Genomic DNA, 23,500 nt, shown 5'->3' with positions numbered 1-23,500 from the left:
GCTTAGGCCGCCCGTCCTCCTCACGCCAGAGTCCCCTGCCCCCGGTTCGTCCAGTTTGCCGGAAACGGCAAAAGCCCGCTCCTATACAAAAGAGGCGGGCCTCAAAACTAGCCGTTTAATTCCCGTTGTCGCTCTTCCAGCTTTAGCCGGCGTTCCTCATGTTTATCGCCTCGCTGCGGCTTGCGCCGCTGCGGGACGTTTGGAGCGATCGCCTCCGCCGCTTGCTCTACAGCGTCACGCAGCGCTGGATCGACAATGTCAATCGTTAAATCATAATACGCAAAAAAACGGACTTGGCCGGGCTCCAAAGCTTCCGCATAAGCCGCCGTCTCCCTACGCAGCTTGCCGAGGTCGATCCCCAGCGCTCCTTCCGGATACGGCGCGAGCCGTTCCAGCGCCGACAGCAGCATTTTCCGGCCGCCCGAAACGTTTCCGCTCCGCGCATGGAACAGCCCGACCGCTACTTGCAGCAGCCCTTTGTACAGCGGATCGTGATCCCGCTCCAGCCATAGCTCCTCCAGCACCTCATGGCACTCGAAGTAATCGCGGTCCCGGTTAAAATAAACCAGATACGCCACGTACAGCGGCTCATAGCTCATCGCCGGGCTCCTCCACTTTTTTGTGCCGCTTGATCAACTCTTTGACCTCGGTCAGCAGATCCTTGAAGCCTTCGAAATCCTTCGCTTCCCAAAGCTCGTTAAACCGGCGCTGCGCGTCGATCGCCTCCGAGACGAGATGATAGAAATATAGCTGGTGAATGGCCGCGAGCAGCGATGACACGATATTGGAGTCGTCCTCAAAGCTTTTTTGCGCCAACAGGATTTCCTGGCGGATGCTCGACATTTCGTTGTCCAGCACAAAAGCGGCCTCGGCCGCTTTCTTCAGCCGGGCGCGCATTTCCTCCGGCAGGCTTTCGCGGTATTTGTAGTTCAGCGAGTGCTCAATCGTCGCCCAGAAGTTCATCGCCAGCGTGCGAATCTGGATTTCGGCGAGCACGTTTTTTTGCCCAAGCGCGGTTTGCACCGGGTATTCGACGATCATATGGAAGCTGCGGTAGCCACTTTCCTTGTAGTTTGTGATGTAGTCCTTCTCGTACAGCACCTTGAGGTCTTTGCGCATGCGGATATATTCCGCCACCCGCCGGATATCCTCCACGAACTGGCACATAATGCGGATGCCAGCGATATCCTCGATGCCCGTCTCCAGATCATCCATGGATACATTAAGCCGTTTGGCTTTTTCTAAAATGCTGGAAATTTTTTTGACCCGTCCGGTCACGAATTCAATCGGCGCGTATTCCTCGCGTTTTTTTAGTTCGGACCGCATCGTTTTGAATTTCACTTTTAACTCCTCAACAGCTTGATCATATGGAAGCAAAAATGTTCCCCAATCTCTACTGTCCATCCCTATGCCTCCTGTCTTCTGTAACCCGGTTTTCTATCGGTGGTCGGCCCCCACCGCCTCGGAAATATGGTTAAATCCGTCGCGGGCAAGCAGCTCCCTCAAGCCGCGGTGCAGCTTCCGGTTGATCTCCGGTCCCTCATAAATCAGCGCGGTATAAATTTCCACCAGGCTGGCGCCCGCACGTATTTTGTCATAGGCGTCGGCAGCGGAAAAAATCCCGCCCGAACCGATAATCGGCAGTCTGCCGCCCGTTTGGCGATAAACGCGGGAGACGATTTCCGTCGATCTGGCGGCCAGCGGCTTGCCGCTAAGCCCGCCGGTCTCCTTGGCGTTCTTGTGGTGAATCCCTTCTCTGGAAATGGTCGTATTCGTGGCGATCAAGCCGGAGACACCGCTTTTTTCGATCGTATCGACCATATACTCCAGTTCCCGGTCGCTTACGTCAGGGGCAATCTTCACCAGCACCGCTTTACTTGCGCCATGTTTCTTTGCCTCCGCCGCCATCTGGTTCGTCACCGCCTGCAGCAGCGCGGACAACTCGTCGCCATGCTGCAGATTACGCAAGTCCGGCGTGTTAGGCGAGCTGATGTTAACGACAAAAAAGTCCGCGTACGGGTACAGTGCCGAAACGCATTTTTCATAATCGCGAAACGCCTCTTCATTGGGCGTCGTTTTGTTCTTCCCGATGTTCACGGCGACGGGAATCGGCCGCTGTTTTAACGCCCCCAGCCTTGCCGCCATCTCCTCCGCGCCGCGATTGTTGAAGCCCATCCGGTTGATCAGCGCTTCCTCCGGAGGAAGTCTGAACAGCCGCGGCCTGTCGTTGCCCGGCTGCCCGACCGGCGTCACCGTCCCCACTTCCATAAAGCCGAAGCCGATGGCCGAAAATCCCTCCACCGCATCCGCGTTTTTATCGAGTCCGGCGGCGAGACCCACCGGGGAAGGAAAATGAATTCCAAATAAGTCCGTGGCCAGCTCCGGCACTTCCGGAACGCCGTACATACCGCGCATGAGGGTGAGGGCCCCCGGTATTTTTGCCGCATTATGCAAACTGTCAATGACTAGATGATGGGCATTTTCCGGATCCATCCGAAAAAAAACAGGTTTCCCCAAAAGCCGATACAACACGTTATTTGTCCACTCCGATCGCTGTTTCCTGTGCATTTTTTCTATAAACAGTTTAGCCGTTTCCGGCCGAAAAGAAAAGTTTAACCTCGCGCCATGTGAAAACCGCTACAAAGTGATGGAATTTTAAAATGAAAGCCATTACAATAGGGATATAGCAGTTGTAAAAGTGTGTGTTCAAAAAGTCAGGTTTTCAGCACCGAAGCGTATGCTTCCGAAGTGCGTTTTTTCAAAACGCTTTAGTTGGATGAAGCTAGGGATTGAGGAGCGGAGCGTACGTTTTGGGTACGTGAGTACCTGAAATGTTTCCGCAGGAAACATGCTTCGTAAGCATATGCTTGGCCCGGCTGAATTCAAGATTCGACGTCGATTCCGCTTCCTGACCTGCTTCGTGATCAAAAGTTGACTTTTTGAACAACCTCTAAAAGGGAGGGGATGTAGCTGTGTCAACCAAACGTGTACCACCCACACTCCAGCAAAAAAAGGACGAAGTCAACAAGAAAGCGCTCATCTGGTCGATTTCCATCGCCGCGGTGCTTATTGTGGCAACTACCGTCCTCTTGATTTTGACGTAAACTTAAAGCTTTTTTAGTCAAGCCAGTGATATACTCGATGGGGATTGGTCTGTTCCTGGCGGTGTCCGAGCTTGAATCTTTTTTTCGGAACGCTTTCCAAAGCGGGCAAAATCCCCTTTCCGATCGTCACCTTCGTTCCTTTTGGAGCGAGATCGAACAATTCTTCCACGTCTTTTTTCCCCATGCGGATGCAGCCCAGCGATTCGTCTTTGCCGATGCTGTCCGGATCGTTCGTCCCGTGAATCGCGTAGTTCGTATCCGACAGCTGCATGCCGCGGCTGCCGAACTCTCCGTTGTCTCTTCCGTTCGGGTTGATTACTTTGTCCGAAATGACGAACGAGCCTTCCGGCGTCCTGTCCCCGCCCAGTCCGACGGGATAGCTGCGGATCAGCTTATCTCCGCTAACAACGGCCAGCACATGTGCTTTCGTATCCACGATAATCTCAAATGGCTCGGTAAAATACGGCTGTTCCTCCGGGGTCAGACCTTCTTTTGCCGTGTCCGATTCCGCGCCCTGCTGTCCCGCCGTGCCGGAACCGGCGTTTTGCAGCGTCTTCAGCAGCGGCCCAAAAGCCTTGACCATGACAGGATCGCTGCCGGCAAGCCAATTGTCCGGAAAAGGGCCGGTCAAATCGTCCAGACTGGACGGCCATCCCCCCGTACCCTCTTTGTATCTCTGCATCGCCGAAGCAAGCACGCCCAGCGACTCCTGGTACGGAATCCACCGCTCGGCCGCCGTCTGCAAGCCGGAGGCGTCCGGCGGGGTACAGCGGCATGCTTCCGCGTCGTAGGACTGGATCGTCGTCGTTCCTTGATTCGGACTTTGCTCCAGTTCATAAACGACCGGCATGTCGTCCGTCCAGAGCAAATAATCGCCTTTCCGCTCCATGCCCAGCACCGCGGCATTTAGAATCGGCGCGCCGGTGCGGCGCTGCAAATCGACCAGCCCGCCGAGCGCTTCGGCCCCGGCCTGCGGCTTACCGAAGGCGTAGCCTTGCGCCGTAAATACCGGCCCCTTGACGGCGTTCGCCGCCGCACCCGCTTTCCCCGGAATCTCGCCCGGCTTGGCATCCGGCGCAGCGGGGTTCGTCTCCGCTCCCGGTTCGTTCTGAATGCCTGCCGTAGCAGGTTCCGCCGTCTTTTCTCCCGGCGCATACGCCGAAGGGAGCCCGACCACCAGCAGGGCGATCAGCAGAGCGATACCCAACTTGCGCAAAAAGCGGCCGCGTTTCTCCCGCCGCTTCGTCTCCTGCAGCAGATCGGCTTTGTAGCCCATCCATAAATCCTCCGGAATTTTGCTCGCTTCGAAAGCTTCATAGACGCCGCCCGCTTGAATATAGCAGTAACGCGCTTTGCCCGTCTGGCCGCTCGCTTCGTATTCCTTGCCCAGCAAATACCAGGCCATTTTATTTTTCGGGTGGTCTTCCACAAATTTTTTGAGGTAGGCTGAATCCCCCATACGGTTCCTCCATCAATCAACGATTACTATTATTACTATATCGGCAAAACGGATGGCGTTTCTAACCCGAACTTGCGATAAAAGTGTATTTTTGCGACTTAGTACCTACATCGATTCATCATTTCCCGGGACATTTCGGAAAAAGCAAAAAGCGCGGTTAGCAGGAAGTCCTGCTTTTCCGCGCTTTAGAACTATATAAGTTGCCTGACTCCCGCCTTTTCTAGGTTCAGCATATATAGTCGCTTGATTTAAAATTCCTTAATCCCGGCTGGCCAATTTCGCCAGCAGGCGAAGGATCTCCAGGTACAGCCATACCAGCGTGACCATCAAGCCGAACGCGCCGTACCATTCCATGAATTTCGGTGCTCCCCGGTGTGCTCCCTCTTCGATAAAATCGAAATCCAGCACCAGGTTCAAGGCGGCGATGATGACGATCACGACCGAGATGCCGATGCCAATCCAGTCGTTGCTGTGAAGATACGGCACCTGAATTCCGAACAAACCGAGAATAAAGCTGAGCAAATAGACGAGAGCCACGCCCCCGGTCGCGGCGATGACCCCAAGTTTGAACTTCTCCGTCGCTCTGATTAGCCGGGTCTTGTAGGCGATGAGCAGAGCTACAAACACGCCCATGGTCAAAAGAGTCGCCTGCAGCGTAATTCCATGGTATAGGCTTTCATAAGTGGCTGAAAGGGCACCCAGGAATATCCCTTCGGCAATGGCGTAAACCGGAACCAGATACGGTGCCGTTCTCGGCACAAAGCTGACGGTCAGCGCCAGGATAAGGCCGACAATCGCTCCCCCGATCGCCATCGGAATCACGTTCATCCCGTCAAAATACAGCATCCATGCGCTGAACGCACTGCCGAGGAGGATGACCAAAGTGATAAACGATTTGTTTACCGTCCCTTCGACGGTCATCGCGTTCATTCCGGAGAAAGAATCCGGCCTGTCAAACGTATCGCTTCTTAAAGTTGGGTTACCACTGCGTCCGATCAAAAAACAACACCTCATTTATCAATTTGTTACTATGTTATCATAAAATATTCCAACTATACTAGAACATATTGCCGTTTCCCCGTGGGCCGACCTAGCCTGCCTATTTCCGCGTGAAGTTCCCGCGAAGTTCCCACGAAATGCACGAAACCCACGAAATGCAAAAGTGCATGCGATTTTCGTCGAAACTCCTCGAAAAGGGTGGTTCAAATGCAAAACTACAGTTCATTTCCGGTCAAAAAACTCTTTTTTATCAAAAAGCTCATAATCAGATGCACTTTTGCATTTCAGACGCTCCAAAAGTGGTGATCCCCAGTATTTGGAATGCACTTTTGCAGTTGATCCACTCAAACTGTCCACCCAAACTGCCCCTTCAAACTGTCTGTAAAAAAAACAAACCCCACCGCTGCGGTGAGGTCGCCCGTTTTAACTCGCTTTCAGAAATTAACCTTCTTTATTGAACGGCTCATCCGCCACTTTGATGGAGTCGGTCGGGCAGCCGTCGCAAGCGTCTTGAAGATCATCGTACAAATCTTCCGGGATTTCCGTCACGCCGCGGTTCTTGTCCTCACCGTAGATAACTTCAGCCAAACCTTCATCGTCGTAATCATAGATATCCGGCGCGGTAGCGCCGCATGCGCCGCATGCAATGCAAGTATCTTTCTCAACCCAAGTATATTTTGCCATCTTTAATCTGCCTCCTGAATAAACGGTACTAGTCCGCTGCTTTATATCACCATGACCACTATAATATAAATAGAAAGCAATTTCAATTCATTTTCCGTATTATTCCAATCGAGAATCAGGATCATTTCCCCGTTGTTCCCGGAGAAAATCGGTCTGCAGCGAGGTGCCGCGAATTTTGTGGTCGCGAATCAGCGCCGACGGGTCGTCGGTCAGCATGCCCGCCGTCAAAACGGCGTTTTCGCCGAACTTGTCGCGCAGCATGTCCATCACCCGCGTGAGCGATTCCTTCTTTGGCTGCTGCTCGTAGTCGAACAGATCAAGCTGCAGCGCGGCCTCCTCTTTGGGCACCAGATTTTGCAGCGTGATGCCAAGCAGGCGAACTGGCTTATCCTCGCTCCAGTGGCGGCGGTACAGCTCGCAGGCTTCGCGGTAAATTTCCTCCGCCTGCTCCGTTACCGTCTCAAGGCTTTGCGAACGCGTAATCGTCTTCATATCCGGCGTGCGGATTGTGATTTGCACCGTTTGTGCCATCAGCTGCTGCCGCCGCAATCTGCGGGTGACCTGATCGGCCAAATTCAGCATAACCCGCTGCACGTCTTCCATCCGGCTGATGTCCGCCGGCAGCGTCGTCGTATGGCCGATCGATTTGTTTTTCTCGCGTTCGTCAGTCACCGGAGAATCGTCGATGCCGTTCGCCGCCCGCTTCATCCAAGCTCCGGCCACGCCGAAACGGTCAATCAGCTTGTTTTCATCGGCGTCAGCCAGTTGGCCGATCGTGTAGATCCGCATCTTCTTCAGCTTCTCCGCCGTTTTGCGGCCGATGCCGAACAACTCGTTGCAAGGTTTGTCCCACAATAGGCGAGAAACGTCGCGGATTCGGAGCACCGTGATGCCATTTGGCTTCTTCATGTCAGAGGCCATTTTCGCCAGCAGCTTATTGGGAGCAACGCCGATGCTGCACGGAAGGCCCAGTTCGTCTTTAATCCGCTGCTGGATTTGGGCCGCGATTTCCAGCGGCGTGCCGAACTGCTTGGAGCCGGTAATATCCAGGTAACATTCGTCGATCGACATCGCCTGCAGTAAAGGCGTATATTCGTATGCGATGTCCATGAACGCCCGGGAATATTTGCGGTACAAATGAAAATCCGGCTGGATAACGAGCAGCTCGGGACATTTTTTTAGCCCCTGGCTGACCGTCATTCCGGTGGAAATCCCCTTTTTCCGCGCCGTGTAGGAGCAGGTGACGATGACGCCTTTACGCAGCTCCACGCTGCCGGCCACGGCCGTGGGACGGTTCCGGTATTTTTCCGGCTCCTCCGCCTCATGCACCGAACAGTAGAAGGCATTCATATCGACATGAAGAATGACTCTGCCCCGAGCGGGATAATAATCAGCGGCATTTTTCACGTTGCTTCCCTCATTTATCATTCGTTATTCTCCCCCTCAGCATACCTTCCCAAGGAATACCGGTCAATATTGGACCATGCAATTTCGCAAAAAGCGTGTTACATTTAAAAAAACAGATGCTATAATTAGAAATTAATACACTCGGTGCTTGTATTTTCATGATAACCAAAGGGGGACACTTCCATCATGTCAAAGGCTTTATCCATCTTCGACACCACCTTGCGCGACGGCACTCAAAGCGAAGGCATCAGCCTGTCGGCGGACGACAAGTTGAAGATCGCCAAAAAGCTGGATCAGCTGGGTGTCCATTATATTGAAGGTGGCATTCCGGGCAGCAACAGCAAAGACATCGAGTTTTTCAAGCGGGTCAAGGAGCTTAAGCTTCAGGCAAAAATCACCGCTTTTGGCAGCACGCGCCGGAAGGACAGCTTGGCCGAACATGATGCCAATTTGAACCGCATGATTGAGTCCGGCGTGCAGGCGGTAACGCTGGTGGGCAAATCTTGGGATTTTCACGTTCATACCGCGCTGCAAACGACGCTGGAGGAAAACTTAGCGATGATCTACGATTCCATCGCGTATTTGAAACGGCAAGGACTGGAGGTTATTTTCGACGCCGAGCATTTTTTTGACGGCTACAAAAAGAACCCGGAATACGCCTTGTCCGTGATGCGCAAAGCGGAGGAAGCCGGCGCCGACTGGCTGGTCATGTGCGATACGAACGGCGGAACGATGCCGCATGAGGTGCATGATATCGTCAGCGTGCTGGCCGGTGCGATCACCGGCTCCCAGCTCGGCATTCATACCCATAACGACTGCGAGCTGGCGGTAGCCAATTCCCTCAGCGCGGTGCGGGCAGGGGCCACGCAAATTCAAGGGACGATGAACGGATACGGCGAACGCTGCGGTAACGCCAATTTATGTTCGATCATCCCGAATTTGCAGCTCAAGCTGGGCTACCAGGTTCTCGAACCGGAGCAGCTTAAGCAGCTAACTAATACGGCGCGCTACATTAGCGAAATCGCCAATGTGCATATGCCGGTGAATCAGCCATACGTCGGCACCGCTGCATTTGCGCATAAGGGCGGCATCCACGTATCGGCGATCCTTCGCGATTCCCGGACGTACGAGCACATCGCACCGGAACTGGTCGGCAACCGCCAGCGCGTGCTCGTCTCTGAGCTTGCCGGCCAAAGCAACATCGTGTCCAAGGCGCAGGAAATGGGCATCGACTTTGATCCGGAAAACGAGAGCACGCGGGCGGTAATCAGCAAGATCAAGGACCTGGAGCACCAAGGTTATCAATTCGAAGGGGCCGACGCCTCCCTGGAACTGCTGCTGCGCCAGGCGAACGGTGAACTCAAAGAACTGTTCGTGTTCGAATCTTTTAAAATGCTGGTGGAAAAAACGGCCGACAGACCGGTTGTGTCCGAAGCTTTTGTCAAGCTGAACATCGACGGCGCAAGCGTCTATACGGCCGCCGAAGGCAACGGCCCGGTCAACGCGCTCGACAATGCGCTGCGCAAAGCACTGATTTCGTATTATCCGGGATTAAAGGATATGCATTTGTCGGACTACAAAGTCCGTGTGCTCGACGACAAGGACGCCACCGCCTCCAAGGTGCGCGTATTGATCGAATCCAAGGATTTCACCAACTCCTGGAACACCGTCGGCGTTTCGAGCAACGTGATCGAAGCGAGCTGGGAAGCGCTGGTTGACAGTATCCGGTATGCCCTGCTGGGGCTGACGAAACGCGAGGACTACGAAGAAATCCCGTATGCCGCCGGCACGGGTTTGGTGAATCAATAAACGTAAAGCGCGGGCGGCAGGAGACTTCTCTCCTGCCGCCCGCGCTTTTTTGCTGGCCAATCCCTGCTTTACAGCAGCTTTTTAATTTTCGCCTCCAGCTCTTCCGGAGAAATGACGCCGAGGATGACATCCTGAATGATGCCATTTTCGTCGATCAGCACATTGGTGGGAAAAGCAACGCCGTTAAATTGGCTGTATACCTTCTCTTTCTCATCCAGCAAAACGGGGAAAGTATATCCGTAGTTTTTGACAAACGCCTTCGCATCGTCCAGCTTATCATAAAACGTCACGTTTACCCCGTATACGTCAAGCGAATCCTTGTATTTATCCGCAAGTTTGACCAGCTCCGGCGCCTCTTCCTTGCAAGGATCGCACCAGGAAGCCCAAAAGTTGAGAAGCAGCGGTTTATCCCGTTGGCCGCCGACGTCATACCGCTTTCCATCGAGCCCCGTCAACGAAAAAGCCGGAGACGGCGTACCCGGCTTCGGCGCTCCTGCCGCAGCCATGGCTGTGAGCGATTGCCCGTCCTTCCCGGCGACCGTCTCGGAACCGGCCCCTTTAAAGATCGACCGCCAGCCCTCCTGGGTGCCCCGGTCCAACAGAACAAGCACCAGCAACACAACCAGAACCCCGGACAAAATCCATCGGTTTCGTTTCATCCTGTTCTTCCTTTTCCGGCTATTATATAAGAACATTTCACCCGGCTGCCCCTATCCGCGCAATCACTAGTTCATTTGTTCAACCTATATAGCCTTCTTTTTACGCTATTGTACCCTTTTTTCGCGATTTGTTACAATATTCGAAACAGCCTGGTGCGGCAGGCCATGGAAAGCGAGTGGGCAAGAGTGGAGAATAAATGGATTTTACCGGCTGATATACGGAGGCAGATGCTAGAACATGGACGGGACTGTTACCCCGAGGAAGGCTGCGGGCTTCTGTTCGCCACAAACGCGGAATCCGCGGTCAAGGTCATCACCAGCTACCTCCCGGTAGCCAATACGTCGCCTGCCCCGCTGCACCGGTTCGAATTGGCCCCCGCCGAATGGGTGCGCAGTTGCTTTGACCCGGCATTAGTTGGCATTTTTCACACCCACCCTACTTCAAAACCTGTACCTTCACCGGAGGATTTAAAGCAGCTGCAGCATTTCGCCGCCCAAATCCAGCTGTACCTCATCGGCTCGCCTGCGGGAGACGATCAGCCGCCCGGCATACCGGACGGCTGGAGTTTAAACGCATATTCTATTGTGCGCGAAGCGAACGGCCGCTTTGCGCTGCAACACGCATCCGTAGGAAGACAGTCCGTGATCAGTCTAAACCCATAGCGGCAGAAATAACGGTAAAAAAAGGCCTTATTTTCATCAAAAAAGGGGATGGAGTGAAATAGAGGAATTTTTTACCTCTATTTTATAAAGTAAGGGGCAAACTACCGCTTTTTCTAAGTATAACCCCTAAATAACGGTAAAAATTACCGCTATTTCGCATAGAAGGGGAGTAATCTCAAAATAACGCCATAAATTACCGCTATTTTCGGCAGAGGCTACCGGTTTGCACATCAAGGGACCGCCGGAACGATTACAGCGAGAATTTCTCCGGCGGTTTCTCTTGCGATAAAGGGAAGCTATACTTAGTAGTCAACACTTTCTTATCATCAAGTTTTGCTCAAGAACGTGTACAGATCACCTAACGTGATTACTCCCCGGTCCTTCAGGCGGCCGATCAACACCGTCCACAGCTGCGCCGTCATTTTGGCGTCTTCCAGGGCGTGATGGCGCCGAGTAATGGGAATCCCACATACCTTCAGCCAATCGTCCAACCCGGAAATCGAGCGGTCCGGCTCGAGCTTGCGCGCAATCATCATCGTATCGAGCACCCGGTGACCCAGATGAGCCTTGGACGTTTTCCACAGTGCCACATCGAGAAAAGCTTTATCATGGGCGCTTCCGTGCGCAACCAGCACCCGGTCGTCCACAAACGCCATAAACTCGCGCAGCGCTTCAAGCAGAGCCGGCGCATCCTGAACCATTTCCGGCGTAATCCCGGTCAGTTCGCTGATTCGCTCCGGGATCGTGCAGGCCGGTTTGGCCAGGGAATAGTAGACTTCTTCGCTAATGTCCTCCCCTTCCACTTTGACGGCCCCGAAGGACAGGATTTCATCGCCGTAATGATAATGAAATCCCGTAGTCTCCAGATCAAAGACCGCTGTTTTTAGTTCGGAGAGCGGAACGTGGAGCGTCTCCGGCCGCCGCTGCCCTTTGGTCAGCGAACGGACAAACGCGATTTGCTGCGCGCTGGGAGCCCCAAGCATCGAAGCGATTCTAGGTACTCCGCCGGCCTTTAACGCATCCCAAAAACCGCCGTTTCCTTTCATAGGTTCTTTCATAGCCATTTCCTTTCTGCGTACCGATGCTGTCTCTGCAACGTCCGATACATCAGCCGGACTGTGCTGAGAGATTCCCGCAGCTCGCGCCGAAGCTCTTTTTGCTTAATCATCGCTTGCGGCAAATAATGGGTACCGGTCAGCATCCCGTCTTCGAGCTTTGGCGGAACGATGGAGCGGAATTTGACCGCGGTGGCAAAAGCTTTCCGGCACGATTCCAGCCACCGGGCCGGAACCGCTTCAAGCTGGTACAGCTGTGAAATCCTTTCCCAAGTCGAGGAAGTCTCGATCCCATATTGCAGGGCAAAATAACGCACCGCGTTTACGATCGGAATATAAAGGCCGTATTTCACGTCAAAATCTCCGGCATGCTCGCCGGCCGGTTCGGTAATCACCTGCCCGAGGATGTTGAGCGCCGCTTTATGGCGTACCGTATTGCGCAAAACTGCGGCGATCACGTCCCGCTCGGTCCCTTGATCAAGCTCCATCACCCGCTTCATCGTTTTGCGCAAAACGCCGGACAGCACCTGGTCCCCATAAATATGGCGCATATCCGAAGCGATCATCAGATAGCGGACCTGCTCCCACCCAAGCACTTCGCGCCACTCCATGAACTGCCTCTCCCAACAGCTCAAATCGCCTCGCCACAACGGATTCGACAGCATCACATTGCCCGGGCATGGAGGATAACCAACCTGCTCCAAAACTTGCGAGAGCTTGTTCCCAAACGCTTCAAAATAAGCGGCGTTTTCCGCTTCATCGCCGTCCCCGTAAATCAGGCCGTTGTCCTGATCGCTCCACAGCGTCTGCTCCGCTCGTCCGGCGCTTCCGAATGCGACGAAGGCATAATGTGAAGGAGGAGGGCCGAAGCCCTCCTGACGCAACATCTCTTCGCATAAATGGCAAGCCTGCCCCATGACAGCGTCATGCATTTCCCCAACCGCGCGGTTCCATTCCAGGATCGGCATCGAGGCGAACCGGCCATGCAGCACATTCTGTTCCTCGATCCTGGCCGACCTGAGCAATCCGGGAGAAGAAGCCGACCGGATCGCTTGCAAACCGCCGTTGTTCATGGCCGTTTCGTGGCTCATGGGCCCCCATCTCCCTTCCTGTTCCCGGATCTCCAAACTTTATAGAGGCAGTTCAAAAAGTCATATTTTGATCACGATTTGAACTCACATTATTATTATTCAGCCGGAACACCGGAAGAAGTATTTTTGTTCAGCAGATTCATTTGTTCAGGATAACCGTAGGTGCCGTGTTCGCTGATATCGAGGCCCATCGTTTCCTCTTCTTCGGTAACGCGCAGCCCCATCAGCCACTTCATGGCGCCAAGAATCAGGAAGGAAAGAACCAGAACAAACGCGAACGTGCCGATAACCCCAAGGATCTGTACTCCCAATTGTCCGAATCCGCCGCCGTAAAGCAAGCCAGGCGCACCTACTCCGGTCTTCTCTACAAGCTCAGGTGTTGCGAACAGCCCCGTGGAAATCGCGCCCCATACCCCGGCGATCCCGTGCACGGAGGCGGCGAAGATTGGATCGTCTATCCCGGCGCGCTCGAGCCATCTTCCGGTGAAGAACGTCACGATCCCGGCGACAGCGCCGATCACGACCGAAGCCCAAGTATCGACAAAAGCGCAAGAACCGGTGATCGCAACGAGTGCGGCCAGCACCCCATTCAGCATGCTTGGAATGTCGGATTTTCCCATAACCGCCCAGGAGATAAGCAACGCGGCAACCGCGCCGGCCGCAGCGGCCAAATTCGTCGTCATCAGGACATAACCGAAAAATCCATCGTTCAGCGGCGTCAAAGCGCTGCCTGGGTTAAAGCCGAACCAGCCGATCCACAAAATGATAACGCCGAGAACCGTCAATACTTGGTTGTGACCTGGGATGTTGTTCGGTTTGCCGTCTTTGTTGTATTTGCCAAGACGAGGTTTAAGCAAAATCGTTGCCGCCAGCGCCGCCGTTGCGCCAGTCAGGTGGACAACGGTCGAACCCGCATAATCCTGCATGCCCAAATTGCCGAGCCAACCGCCGCCCCACACCCAGTGAGCCACGATCGGATAAATGATGACAATAAAGATCGTTCCGAATACGATATATACGCTAAGCTTGGCGCGTTCCGCCATGCCGCCGCAAGCGATGGCCAGCGAGACGGCCGCAAAGGCCATTTGGAACAAGAAGTTCAGGTTAAGCGGTACGCCGTTTTCGGCAAAAACACTAAAGGAACCAATATCCCCAGCGCCGCCGAACATAAACCCGGTCGTACCGAGGAAGCTGTTGCCGTCGCCAAAGGCGAAGCCGAAACCGAGCAGCCACCAGGCAATTACGGCAATGCCCAGCGTCAGCACCGTTTTACCGGCCACGTGCCCGGCATTCTTCATCCGTACCGTGCCTGCCTCCAGCAAGGCGAACCCGGCTTGCATGAAAAATACCAACATCGCCGCGACGAAAACAAACAATGAGTTCAGGCCCAGCTCAAGCACCGATGCGGTAACCTCCCCTTCCGCTGCATAAGCCGAAACCGGAAATGCAAATACTGCCGATGCTGCCAATAAACCGTAGAGCCATTTCTTTTTCATCTTACACACTCCCCTAATGTCATGTTTCCTAACACAAAATGAATTATTAAAGTGATTATAAGACTAAAGAAGCAGATATGACAATAGTTTTTTTGAAAAAAATTGATTAATCGCATTTAATCTAACATAAAATGTTATGTTTTTAGACGCGATTTTTATTATGAAATTTGCTTCGGTAGGCTGGAATCTCTTTATCTTGCCAAAAAAATAAAGCCGCCGGACAACCATCGAGGAGTCCTGTTCAGCCAAGGCTACTATAAAAAATAAAGTATGACGTTTGACTGTACGCTTGTTGATCGGTATCATAAATATGAATAAGATATAATATAAGCATTGGATAGGCGGGAGAGGTGATCATATTGGAGTAAAAAAATTGTACCGGATCGGGGAATTGGCCAAGGCGGCCAATGTCAGCGAGCGCACGATCGATTATTATACCAAGCTCGGGCTGATTTTCCCGGAGAAACGGACGCAGAAAAATTACCGTTTATACAGCGCTGAAACCTTGACCAGACTGGAACGTATTAATCAAATGAAGCAGGAGAAATATACGTTGGAAGAAATCCATGAAAAGCTGGAGCAGTGGGATCGCGTCACGCACGAGGAACAGGTGTCCGAGAAGCTGAGTTCGCTGCAAATTCACCTGCAGCAGTTGGAAAGAGAAGTTAAAGAATTGGAGCCCTTGATCTCCAATCTGCAGCCGAATCAGGTGAAACGCGCTTTCGCGCACCTGATGCCGCAAAGCCTCGCCTGCATGGAAGCGCTCCGGTTCCTGATCAATCACGGCCCCTTTTCATAACGTATAATTGCCTGCAGCAGGAAACCTCTGATTCATCAACGAGCAACTTTAATCGTATATGGAGGAATGATGTATGTATTCAGACGTTATGCTGATTCCGATTCTGCTCGCGTTTGGCCTGTCTCTATGGGCGCAATTTCGAGTCAAAGGCACCTTCAACAAATACACGCAGGTTGCCAACATGTACGGCTTGACCGGACATGACGCCGCCAGACGGATGCTGGACGCCAATGGACTGTACGATGTGCCGATCGAACCGGTCCCCGGCGCCCTGTCCGACCATTACGATCCGATTCACCGCGTCGTCCGCTTGTCGGAACCCGTATATTATGAAAGATCGATCTCGGCGGTGGCGGTGGCTTGCCACGAAGTGGGCCACGCGATTCAGCACAAGCAGAAATATCCGATGCTGGTGCTGCGCCACCGGATGTTCCCTGTCGTTAACTTCGCTTCGGGGATTGCGCCTTTTCTGCTGCTCGCCGGCTTTATATTTGGAGCCTTGAACCTGATCGGTCTCGGGATTATTTTCTTCTCGGCCGCGGTTCTGTTCCAGATCGTTACGCTTCCGGTCGAGTTCAACGCCAGCAACCGGGCCCGGAAAATCATGGTGCAGCAAGGCTTCATTACGCACGATGAAACACGCGGAGTAGCCAAAGTATTGAACGCCGCTGCTCTGACCTACGTCGCTGCCGCACTGATTTCTATTCTCGAGTTGCTCCGTTATATTTTGATGTTTGTCGGCAGCAACCGAGAATAATTGAGTTTGATATTTACACGAAGCAAACGCAGGCGGCCGGGGAATCATCCCCGGCCGCCTGCGTTTTATTCTATTCCGGCAAAAATTACAGTACCCGCTATTGGGCCGGCGGCGTATCGACCTGCAGTCCGAAATATTCCAGCAAAAACACCCGGAACGACTGGGCCACCAGCGGCAGCTTTTCATCCATCCTATGGATAAGTCCGATCGTTCGCGTCACCTTAGGCTCGGAAATCCGCACCCGGCTGGGCTGAAGGGAAAAGCTTTGAAACAGCGCCGTCTCCGGCAGCAGACTGACACCCATGCCGGCGGCCACCAGCCCCCGGATTGTATCGGTCTCCTCCCCTTCAAAGGCGATCTTCGGCGTAAATCCCGCTTCCAGGCAGGCATGCCAAACGATCGGCCGCAGGGAATACCCTTTGCTGAACAAAATAAATTTCTCGTCCTTCAGCTGGCTTAGCTTGATGCTTTGCTCTTCGGCCAAAGGATGGCCCGGCGGCAAAATCGCCACCAAATCCTCGGTCAGCACCACGTTGCCCGTTACTTGATCGTGATTCTCCGGGAACGGAGAAATAAAAGCCAGGTCCACTTCTCCCGATACGACGTCACGGATTAACGTGGGATAGGTTCCCTGGCGGAAACGAAATTTCACGTTGGGATACAGCTTGCGGAATTCCGCCACAACGCTGGGAATGATGTGAATGCCCAAGCTATTCGGAAATCCGAGCCGGATTTCCCCTTGTTCCGGATCGATAAACTCGTGAACCTCGTTCACCGCCCGGTCCAAATCCTTCAGAATCGTTTCCACCCGGCTGCAGAACAGCTGCCCGACGGCCGTCAAATGCAGGTTTCTCCCCTTTTGCATAAACAGATTGACGCCCAGTTCCTGCTCAAGCTGATGGATTTGCCGGCTTACGGCAGATTGCGCCACATGCAGCTCTTCGGCGGCCTGTGTGACATGTTCTTTTCTAGCTACTTTCACAAAATATTGCAATTGTCTTAATTCCACGAGTTCTGATCGCTCCATTTCGCATCCGCTGATAATCCGAATTAGGGCTTTTAAAAAATAAGGCTTTTTAACATAAATGTACCATTTACTTGCCCCCGGTTCAACGCCGTTTTAACATTCGGATAATCAATCCATAGATGAAAAAGCCTCCGATAAGCCCGCCGAAATGCGCCATCCAGTTGATTTGGGAGGCCACCAGCGAAAAAACGACGCCGATGATCAGCAAACTGTAAAGGGTCTTGCGCGAGCTTTCGTCCATCAGATGACGCTGGAGCAGGGCGATGTACAGAAACGCCCCATACACCCCGTAGACGGCGCCTGAAGCGCCGGCGGAAAGGTGCAGCTCCCCCGATTGCTGATACATCCCAAAGCTGAGCAGATTGCCGACGATGCCGCTGCCGAGATATAGCAGCGCGTACCGCCAGTGGCCGAGCAGCCGCTCCAGCGGCGGGGCAAACACAAGAATCGCAAAGCTGTTGGAAAATAAATGGCTGAAGCCCATATGCAGGAACATCGCCGTGAACATCCGCCACCACTCGTGTTCAAACGGTCCAAAATTGGCTATCGCGCCATATTTCAGCAGCGTATCGGTGTTTAGCGAACCCCCGTTAACAGTCAGAACTAGAAACATAATGATGTTCGCGGCCAATAACAAACAAGTCACGGGATAATACCGGATATAACTTCTCCAGTTTTCATAGCGGATAAAAATCATCGGATCCATCCTTTGCATTCTTTTTTTCCTGTTGTTGGACATTTTCTTTTTAAAAAGATTATAATTAATTTTGAATGAATAAATCCATCTGTTTAGGAGGAAATGTACATGGCGCAAGAACGTGCAAACGTAGCTACATTCAAAGGCAACCCGCTCACCCTGGTCGGACCGGAGCTCAAGGTTGGCGACACGGCCCCAGACTTCCGCTTGAATAAAAATCTGCTGGAGGAAGCAACCCTTCAGGACTATGCCGGCAAAATCAAGCTGATCAGCGTCGTTCCTTCTCTGGATACGGGCGTATGCGACGCGCAAACCCGCCGCTTTAACGAGGAAGCCTCCGGTCTGGGCGACGATGTCGTTGTGCTGACCGTCAGCGCGGATCTTCCTTTCGCCCAAGCCCGCTGGTGCGGTGCCGCCGGCGTTGACCGCGTCGTTACGTTGTCCGATTACAAAGACAATTCCTTCGGTAAAGCATACGGCGTTCTCATCAAAGAGTTTGCCCTGGATATGCGCGCCGTGTTCGTAGTGGATAAGGAGAACAAAATCCAATACGTTCAAGTGCTGGGCGAAATGACCGAGCATCCCGATTACGACAAGCCGGTAGCGGCCGTCAAAGCATTGCTGTCCTAACCCCGTGTCAAAACGAAAAGCGAGTAGGAGAGAGAACTCCCTGCTCGCTTTTTGTAATGAATGGCGGCGCATCATCGGAGCTTCTGCGTTCCGTTTCGGCAAACTTGGAACGATATGCGCGGGTTATGTAGATGAGGACGTTTTATATGCGGACAACTTCTTGTCCAAAACGGAAAACAAATGCAAAATCGTTCGGTAGTTTGCCCCCAAATCGCCCAGCGACCCGCGCGTCGCGGAATAAATGTCCACCGCGCTCCGGACCGGCCCCGTGCCGACGATCGACACCGTAATGTCCATCGTTCTTCCCAAGGCGGTGCGTTTCTCCAGCGTAATTTCGCCGACATTCTGCACCTCGTGCAGCACCTTGTACCCCGGGATTTTTTTGAGTGTGGAGGACACCTCCTCCCAGAGCTTCTCTTTCGAAAGCTGGTAATATCTCGTTTTCAGTTCGGGCACCTTCGCGCGATCGCTCGTTCCTTCCTGGCTCCGGAATATTCCCGTCAACGTTCGCTTCAATGACAACTGTTTTTCCTCCTTCACGATCCTTAAAAACCTGTAGGGTATGCGTTTTCTTTATTATAGTTTAACATTGTTGGAAGACAAACAAAAGCGAGCCTGCAGCATGACCCGCGAACAAAAAAAGCACCTAGTCCCTTTTGTTCAAAAGAGGACAAGGTGCCGTTCTCATTTCGTATGTAGGACCCGCCTATGCCGTCCGGTTTCACAGTCTCGAACCTGCACCCGCAGGTGGGTGACCGCAACGTCGTTTTTGAAGTCCCCGCATCCTATGGATAGGGCCGTTCAGCCGCGCCGCAATATAGGTCTCCCGAGACATTGTCATTGGTTCAAAACAACATGGAACCGCAACGCACATCGCAGGACGTAAACCTATTATAGTGCTTCATAAACGAAATGTAAACCAACGCCGCAAGGAAAAATAAAGAAAATTGAAAACACTTTAATTGGCAAAATCGAACTCGATCGCGCAAGCGGCTCGCTTAGTCCTTCTCCTTGTCTTCTCCCGCCGGCAGATTCAGCTCCAAATCGTCATCGGTTTTGGACAAGTTTATACCGTTTGATTCCTCTTCCGCCTCACGCATTTTTTCCACTTTCTCCTGGATCTTATTATAGGCAACGTAGAAATTGTAGAAAGCGACCAGCGCGGCCAAGCTGCCGAAACCGAACAAGATCAGCCACGTAAAGCGCATTGTCAAAAATCCGAGCACTACCACGCAGATCAGCGTGGACAATGTGCGAAACGGACGGATGATCGTGAACAAAATCGCGTTTTTGATCAGTTGGAATGCGCCCAAATGATAATGCGCCACCAGGGAGAAAAAGTTGAACAGGGACAGCAGCAGCAGAAACAGCAAAAACAGCATGATCATGCCGATAATTTGCATATTGCTGATTTGAGTCATGTATACCGTGTAATCCACGTACATGATCACGATCAATAGCGTATAGAAAATACCGCCCAGCATGCTTTGCTTGTAATTTTCTTTGTATCCTTTGAAATAGACCTTGATGATGCTCAAATCGGCCTCGCCCATCACCCACTTCCGCGTCACCGAAAACAACGCGGCCGTGGCGGGAAATAATGTAAACGGTGCCAATATCCCCATCGCCCATAACGTCAGGTTTTCCTGGGGCGCGCCGGGGCTTTGCAGCAGCAAAAGCTTCGTCAGCAGGAAAAACAAAAATGGAGATGAACACAGCAGCCACAGCAAATTGCTGCCTGAGATTCTCATAATCCATTCGGTAATTTTATAAAAACCGCCCATAAAACCTTTATATTCCAAGCAAAAATCTCCTCTCGAGCATAGTTTGGTTCCGTCTATCTTAACTATACATGATTCGTCCATCCCATTCCAGCGCCTAATTTGACGATAATAGGTCATCGTCTAATCTCAACCACGGGCTTTGCCATACTATATACCATGCATCACAAACATCCCAAATCTTTAAAGGAGGTTTTCCCGTGTCCGCTGGTTTTGGAGGAGGTTTCTTTACTTCCACAGGTGTGATTTTGGTATTGTTTATTTTGCTCGTTATTGTGAGCCGTTCGCTTTTCATCTAAATCAAAGCACAGTGAAAAACAAAGAAGACGGAGTTTGTCTCCGTCTTCTTTATTTTGTCCGTTTCCGGAGCTGGAATGAATCAATTGTCAAAAGATTTGTTTTCGCCGTACTTGGAAGGTCTGCGGTCGCCGCCGGAGCGAGGTTTGCGGTCGGAGGAACGGTAGGAGTCGCGCCCGCCGTCCCGGCTGTAGCCGCCTTTGGAACCACCATAACCGCCGCGGCTGCCGCTCTCGCGGTTGTCCCTACGGTACCCTCCGCCACGGCTGCCGTATCCCGAAGGCTTGCGTCCGCTGGACCGGATGTCCGGATTGCGGCGTTTTACCCGGATCGGTTCTTCCGGCGTTAATTCGATCGCCGAATTTTCCGTTTTATCCCCGGTAATCAGCTTGAATGCAGCCGCCAACAGGTTCACCGAATCGTACTGCTCCAGCAGTTGAATGGCGATGCCTTTATATTCGTTCAGTTCGCCGGCTTCAACGAGCTCCAGCAGACGCTCCGCGGTGATCCGCTGCTTGCCTTCGATCGCTTCGGCGATGCTCGGCAGAGGCTTGCGGGTAATTTTGTGGCGCGTGATCCGCTCGATAAAGTGGAGGTGGTCGATTTCCCGCGGCGTCACAAACGAATAGGCAGCCCCTTCCTTGCCTGCCCGCCCGGTCCGGCCGATCCGGTGGACATAACTTTCCGGGTCCTGCGGCAGGTCGAAGTTGACGACATGGGTTACGCCGGATACGTCAAGCCCCCGTGCCGCTACGTCCGTAGCCACCAGCACATCGATGCTGCCGTCGCGGAATTTGCGCATTACCGTGTCGCGCTGATTCTGCGACAGGTCGCCGTGCAGCCCGTCGGCGGAATAACCGCGTTTTTGCAAAGCTTCCGACAGCTCGTCAACCCGGCGTTTGGTCCGGCCGAACACGATCGCCAGCTCAGGCGATTCCATATCCAGCAAGCGGGTCAAAGCGTCGAATTTCTGGCGCTCATGCACTTCGATATAGGCCTGATCGATCAGCGGTGCGCTGACCTGCTTCGGAATCACGGAGACATGCTCCGGATTTTTCAGGAACTGCTGCGCCAGCTTTTGGATATTCGCCGGCATCGTGGCCGAGAATAACATCGTCTGCCGTTCTTCCGGCACAAGCTTCAGGATCGACTGAATGTCATCCATGAAGCCCATATCGAGCATTTCATCCGCTTCATCGAGAACGACGGTCTGCACATCGTCGAGTTTGATCGTTTTCCGGTTAATGTGGTCAAGCAAACGGCCCGGCGTACCGATAATAATTTGGGGTTTTTTCTTCAAAGCGCGAATTTGGCGTACGATATCTTGTCCGCCGTAGATCGGAAGGGAGCGTATGCCTTTGAAGCGGGAAAGCTTGCCGATTTCCTCGGCGACCTGAATGGCGAGTTCACGGGTCGGCGCCATGACCAGGGCTACGATGCGGTCTTCTTCCTTCGCAATTTTTTGGATCAACGGAAGGCCAAATGCCGCTGTTTTCCCTGTACCTGTTTGGGCTTGTCCGATTAAATCCCGTCCGGTCAAAGCGATCGGAATCGACTTCGCCTGAATCGGCGTCGCTTCCTCGAAGCCGAGTTCTGTTATGGCTTGTAATACTTTAGGCTCTAGGCCGAATTCTGTAAATGTGCTCAAATTGTTCTACTCCTTCTATATAGTGGACATTACCACCGGCTTAACTGTATTCTTAAGTAGCGTTTAAACGTTTATAGACTGTCCAATCAGCCTGAAATTTTACTCATCGCTCTATCGTCGAAAACGGAAAATGGTCCCTACTCAAGAATATCTAAAACATTATAGCACAAAACATAAACGGAACACCAGCAAGCAGGTTGGGATACTTCTATATATTTATGAGGTGAAGATCCATGGTTAAAGAGGTTCGAAATGTCGCAGTCATTTTGCTTGGAGCGCTTCTGATCGCCGCAGGCTTCAATTTGTTTCTCGTTCCGCTTCACCTGCTGAGCGGCGGGGTATCCGGTTTGGCCATGCTTACCGCTTATTTCTCGCCCCTAAGCATCAGCACGATGTACCTGGCCTACAACGTGCCGATTCTGATCTCCGGCTGGTTTTTGCTCGGCAGACGTTTCGTCGGCCTAAGCATCCTGTCGGTAGCAGGAGCCACCTGGTTTATTTCACTCATCCCGACGCCGGACAAGCTGCTCGCTTCCGACACGCTGATTTCCGCCGTATTCGGCGGCGTGCTTGTGGGGCTCGGCAGCGGGATTTCTTTTCGGGTAGGCGGATCGTCCGGAGGGTTCGATATCATCGGCTCGATCATCACCCGGTATCGCGATTTTCCGGTAGGCAACGTGCTGGTCGGCCTGAACGCCAGCGTCATTCTGGCGATGGGATATTTGGAGGGGAACTGGGATCTCGCGCTGGCCTCCATGATTTCGATTTACATTTCCGGCAAGGTCGTCGATCTCATTCACGTCAGCCACATTAAAATCACCTTGTTTATCGTGACCGACAAAACCGATGCGATGGTGCAGCGTCTGCTGACTCTGCCCCGGGGAGTGACAAAGATCAGAACCGAAGGCGCTTTTACCCATAAGGAAAAAGATATGCTGATGACGGTGACGACGAGATACGAACTGACCGAGCTGCGGGAAATCATCAAACAAACCGATCCGCAGGCGTTCGTCAATATCGTGGAGACCGTCGGCGTGATGGGATCGTTCCGCCGAAGATAACGGCATTTGATTAAACGATCCTCCGTTTTCAAGCGCCGGTTTATTTGTTATAATGAATTAAGCGGTTCCTTGTCAATTCCATAAATATCAGCTTTACCTGCTTTCACAGGCTCTGTGCTTTTCCGATTTAGGAACATTCCGAGGTGAATATTTCTTAAGTGGAAAGGGTGATGAATGTGGAAATGGAAACGGTAAAACTGGAACAAATCGTCATGAAGTGGTTCCCTGACATGCGGCCTTTTTTGAAGCAGAAGGAACTCGATTCGATGATTGTCCTCCGGGATGGCATGACCATCTTGGAACCGCAGGACGCGCTGGAGATCATCCAATTCAGCATCTGCGAGCACCAAAATCCGGCTTTGCTTCATTAACAAAGC

General features: G+C 52.7%; 26 protein-coding genes and 1 other RNA gene. 9 read left to right on the top strand and 18 right to left on the bottom strand.

Annotation, left to right across the window (positions count from 1 at the left end; genetic code table 11):
• Positions 1–107: 107 nt before the first annotated feature.
• From ACLD72_RS00295 to ACLD72_RS00285, 3 genes are read right to left on the bottom strand one after another with little or no spacing between them, the layout of a single operon-like run.
• On the bottom strand, positions 108–599 hold the full coding sequence (locus tag ACLD72_RS00295; protein WP_410995229.1) for a DUF309 domain-containing protein: 492 nt from the start codon (positions 597–599) through the stop codon (positions 108–110).
• Positions 589–1,404 carry a GTP pyrophosphokinase family protein gene (locus tag ACLD72_RS00290; protein ID WP_410995231.1) on the bottom strand — a complete coding sequence of 272 codons (816 nt, stop codon included), beginning with the start codon at positions 1,402–1,404 and terminating at the stop codon, positions 589–591. The genes ACLD72_RS00295 and ACLD72_RS00290 overlap by 11 nt, the downstream gene beginning before the upstream one ends.
• 33 nt (positions 1,405–1,437) lie before the next feature.
• On the bottom strand, positions 1,438–2,532 hold the full coding sequence (locus ACLD72_RS00285) for a quinone-dependent dihydroorotate dehydrogenase (RefSeq protein ID WP_410995232.1): 1,095 nt from the start codon (positions 2,530–2,532) through the stop codon (positions 1,438–1,440).
• A gap of 440 nt (positions 2,533–2,972) precedes the next feature.
• On the opposite strand from ACLD72_RS00285, the gene ACLD72_RS00280 reads away from it, so the two are divergent.
• Complete coding sequence (locus ACLD72_RS00280) at positions 2,973–3,104, top strand: hypothetical protein (RefSeq protein ID WP_285889959.1); 132 nt, start codon at positions 2,973–2,975, stop codon at positions 3,102–3,104.
• A gap of 13 nt (positions 3,105–3,117) precedes the next feature.
• On the opposite strand, the gene ACLD72_RS00275 is transcribed toward ACLD72_RS00280, so the two are convergent.
• From ACLD72_RS00275 to ACLD72_RS00255, 5 genes are all read right to left on the bottom strand, one after another.
• Positions 3,118–4,563, bottom strand: a complete 1,446-nt coding sequence (locus ACLD72_RS00275; RefSeq protein ID WP_410995233.1) for a L,D-transpeptidase family protein — start codon at positions 4,561–4,563, stop codon at positions 3,118–3,120.
• A 258-nt stretch (positions 4,564–4,821) separates the two neighbouring features.
• Entirely contained in the window at positions 4,822–5,562 is a 741-nt protein-coding gene (locus ACLD72_RS00270; protein WP_410995235.1) for a Bax inhibitor-1/YccA family membrane protein, read from the bottom strand.
• A 222-nt stretch (positions 5,563–5,784) separates the two neighbouring features.
• A complete protein-coding gene (locus ACLD72_RS00265) occupies positions 5,785–5,919 on the bottom strand; it encodes a hypothetical protein (RefSeq protein ID WP_410995236.1) in 135 nt (44 codons plus the stop codon).
• Positions 5,920–6,003: 84 nt separating this feature from the next.
• Positions 6,004–6,246 (bottom strand): ferredoxin, encoded by a 243-nt coding sequence (locus tag ACLD72_RS00260; RefSeq protein WP_036624247.1) that lies wholly within the window; start codon positions 6,244–6,246, stop codon positions 6,004–6,006.
• 99 nt (positions 6,247–6,345) lie between these two features.
• On the bottom strand, positions 6,346–7,674 hold the full coding sequence (locus ACLD72_RS00255; protein WP_410995237.1) for a DNA polymerase IV: 1,329 nt from the start codon (positions 7,672–7,674) through the stop codon (positions 6,346–6,348).
• Between the two features lie 165 nt (positions 7,675–7,839).
• Between ACLD72_RS00255 and cimA the strand changes: the two genes are divergently transcribed.
• A complete protein-coding gene (gene cimA, locus ACLD72_RS00250; protein WP_410995238.1) occupies positions 7,840–9,462 on the top strand; it encodes a citramalate synthase in 1,623 nt (540 codons plus the stop codon).
• Between the two features lie 68 nt (positions 9,463–9,530).
• On the opposite strand, the gene ACLD72_RS00245 is transcribed toward cimA, so the two are convergent.
• Positions 9,531–10,121 carry a TlpA family protein disulfide reductase gene (locus ACLD72_RS00245; RefSeq protein ID WP_458475440.1) on the bottom strand — a complete coding sequence of 197 codons (591 nt, stop codon included), beginning with the start codon at positions 10,119–10,121 and terminating at the stop codon, positions 9,531–9,533.
• Between the two features lie 165 nt (positions 10,122–10,286).
• Here ACLD72_RS00245 and ACLD72_RS00240 point away from each other — a divergent pair, with 165 nt between their 5' ends.
• Positions 10,287–10,784: a M67 family metallopeptidase gene (locus tag ACLD72_RS00240; RefSeq protein WP_410995240.1), complete on the top strand. Its 498-nt coding sequence runs from the start codon at positions 10,287–10,289 to the stop codon at positions 10,782–10,784.
• Positions 10,785–11,110: 326 nt separating this feature from the next.
• On the opposite strand, the gene ACLD72_RS00235 is transcribed toward ACLD72_RS00240, so the two are convergent.
• From ACLD72_RS00235 to ACLD72_RS00225, 3 genes are all read right to left on the bottom strand, one after another.
• Entirely contained in the window at positions 11,111–11,842 is a 732-nt protein-coding gene (locus tag ACLD72_RS00235; protein WP_410995241.1) for an exonuclease domain-containing protein, read from the bottom strand.
• Entirely contained in the window at positions 11,839–12,930 is a 1,092-nt protein-coding gene (locus ACLD72_RS00230; RefSeq protein ID WP_410995242.1) for a DUF294 nucleotidyltransferase-like domain-containing protein, read from the bottom strand. Before ACLD72_RS00230 ends, ACLD72_RS00235 begins: the two co-directional genes overlap by 4 nt.
• A 95-nt stretch (positions 12,931–13,025) precedes the next feature.
• The gene (locus ACLD72_RS00225) at positions 13,026–14,426 is read right to left on the bottom strand and encodes an ammonium transporter (RefSeq protein ID WP_410995243.1); all 1,401 of its coding nucleotides are present in this window, start codon (positions 14,424–14,426) and stop codon (positions 13,026–13,028) included.
• 373 nt (positions 14,427–14,799) lie between these two features.
• Between ACLD72_RS00225 and ACLD72_RS00220 the strand changes: the two genes are divergently transcribed.
• The gene (locus ACLD72_RS00220; RefSeq protein WP_251590093.1) at positions 14,800–15,225 is read left to right on the top strand and encodes a MerR family transcriptional regulator; all 426 of its coding nucleotides are present in this window, start codon (positions 14,800–14,802) and stop codon (positions 15,223–15,225) included.
• 73 nt (positions 15,226–15,298) lie between these two features.
• Entirely contained in the window at positions 15,299–15,982 is a 684-nt protein-coding gene (locus tag ACLD72_RS00215) for a zinc metallopeptidase (protein WP_251590095.1), read from the top strand.
• 97 nt (positions 15,983–16,079) lie between these two features.
• Here ACLD72_RS00215 and ACLD72_RS00210 read toward each other — a convergent pair whose 3' ends face one another.
• Positions 16,080–16,991, bottom strand: coding sequence for a LysR family transcriptional regulator (locus ACLD72_RS00210; protein ID WP_410995298.1), 912 nt, complete (start codon positions 16,989–16,991; stop codon positions 16,080–16,082).
• Between the two features lie 100 nt (positions 16,992–17,091).
• Entirely contained in the window at positions 17,092–17,706 is a 615-nt protein-coding gene (locus tag ACLD72_RS00205) for a rhomboid family intramembrane serine protease (RefSeq protein WP_251590273.1), read from the bottom strand.
• Positions 17,707–17,814: 108 nt separating this feature from the next.
• Between ACLD72_RS00205 and tpx the strand changes: the two genes are divergently transcribed.
• Positions 17,815–18,336: a thiol peroxidase gene (gene tpx / locus ACLD72_RS00200; protein ID WP_251590099.1), complete on the top strand. Its 522-nt coding sequence runs from the start codon at positions 17,815–17,817 to the stop codon at positions 18,334–18,336.
• A 123-nt stretch (positions 18,337–18,459) separates the two neighbouring features.
• Here the strand turns inward: tpx and ACLD72_RS00195 are convergent, their stop codons facing one another.
• The 3 genes from ACLD72_RS00195 to ACLD72_RS00185 form a co-directional block, all read right to left on the bottom strand.
• Positions 18,460–18,858 (bottom strand): DUF1499 domain-containing protein, encoded by a 399-nt coding sequence (locus ACLD72_RS00195; protein WP_251590101.1) that lies wholly within the window; start codon positions 18,856–18,858, stop codon positions 18,460–18,462.
• A gap of 173 nt (positions 18,859–19,031) precedes the next feature.
• A non-coding RNA gene (gene ssrS, locus ACLD72_RS00190) (6S RNA) lies at positions 19,032–19,221 on the bottom strand.
• A 113-nt stretch (positions 19,222–19,334) separates the two neighbouring features.
• Positions 19,335–20,138, bottom strand: a complete 804-nt coding sequence (locus ACLD72_RS00185; protein ID WP_410995245.1) for a YesL family protein — start codon at positions 20,136–20,138, stop codon at positions 19,335–19,337.
• 179 nt (positions 20,139–20,317) lie between these two features.
• Between ACLD72_RS00185 and ACLD72_RS00180 the strand changes: the two genes are divergently transcribed.
• Positions 20,318–20,416: a sporulation protein YjcZ gene (locus ACLD72_RS00180; RefSeq protein WP_251590104.1), complete on the top strand. Its 99-nt coding sequence runs from the start codon at positions 20,318–20,320 to the stop codon at positions 20,414–20,416.
• A gap of 80 nt (positions 20,417–20,496) precedes the next feature.
• Here the strand turns inward: ACLD72_RS00180 and ACLD72_RS00175 are convergent, their stop codons facing one another.
• Positions 20,497–22,062, bottom strand: a complete 1,566-nt coding sequence (locus ACLD72_RS00175) for a DEAD/DEAH box helicase (protein ID WP_410995246.1) — start codon at positions 22,060–22,062, stop codon at positions 20,497–20,499.
• Positions 22,063–22,295: 233 nt separating this feature from the next.
• Between ACLD72_RS00175 and ACLD72_RS00170 the strand changes: the two genes are divergently transcribed.
• Both ACLD72_RS00170 and ACLD72_RS00165 read left to right on the top strand, forming a co-directional pair.
• The gene (locus ACLD72_RS00170; RefSeq protein ID WP_410995247.1) at positions 22,296–23,123 is read left to right on the top strand and encodes a YitT family protein; all 828 of its coding nucleotides are present in this window, start codon (positions 22,296–22,298) and stop codon (positions 23,121–23,123) included.
• A gap of 170 nt (positions 23,124–23,293) precedes the next feature.
• Entirely contained in the window at positions 23,294–23,494 is a 201-nt protein-coding gene (locus ACLD72_RS00165; protein WP_251590107.1) for a hypothetical protein, read from the top strand.
• Positions 23,495–23,500 lie beyond the last annotated feature (6 nt).

This window comes from Paenibacillus lacisediminis (genome assembly GCF_046567315.2).
This window is presented reverse-complemented; position numbering and strand designations above follow the sequence as displayed.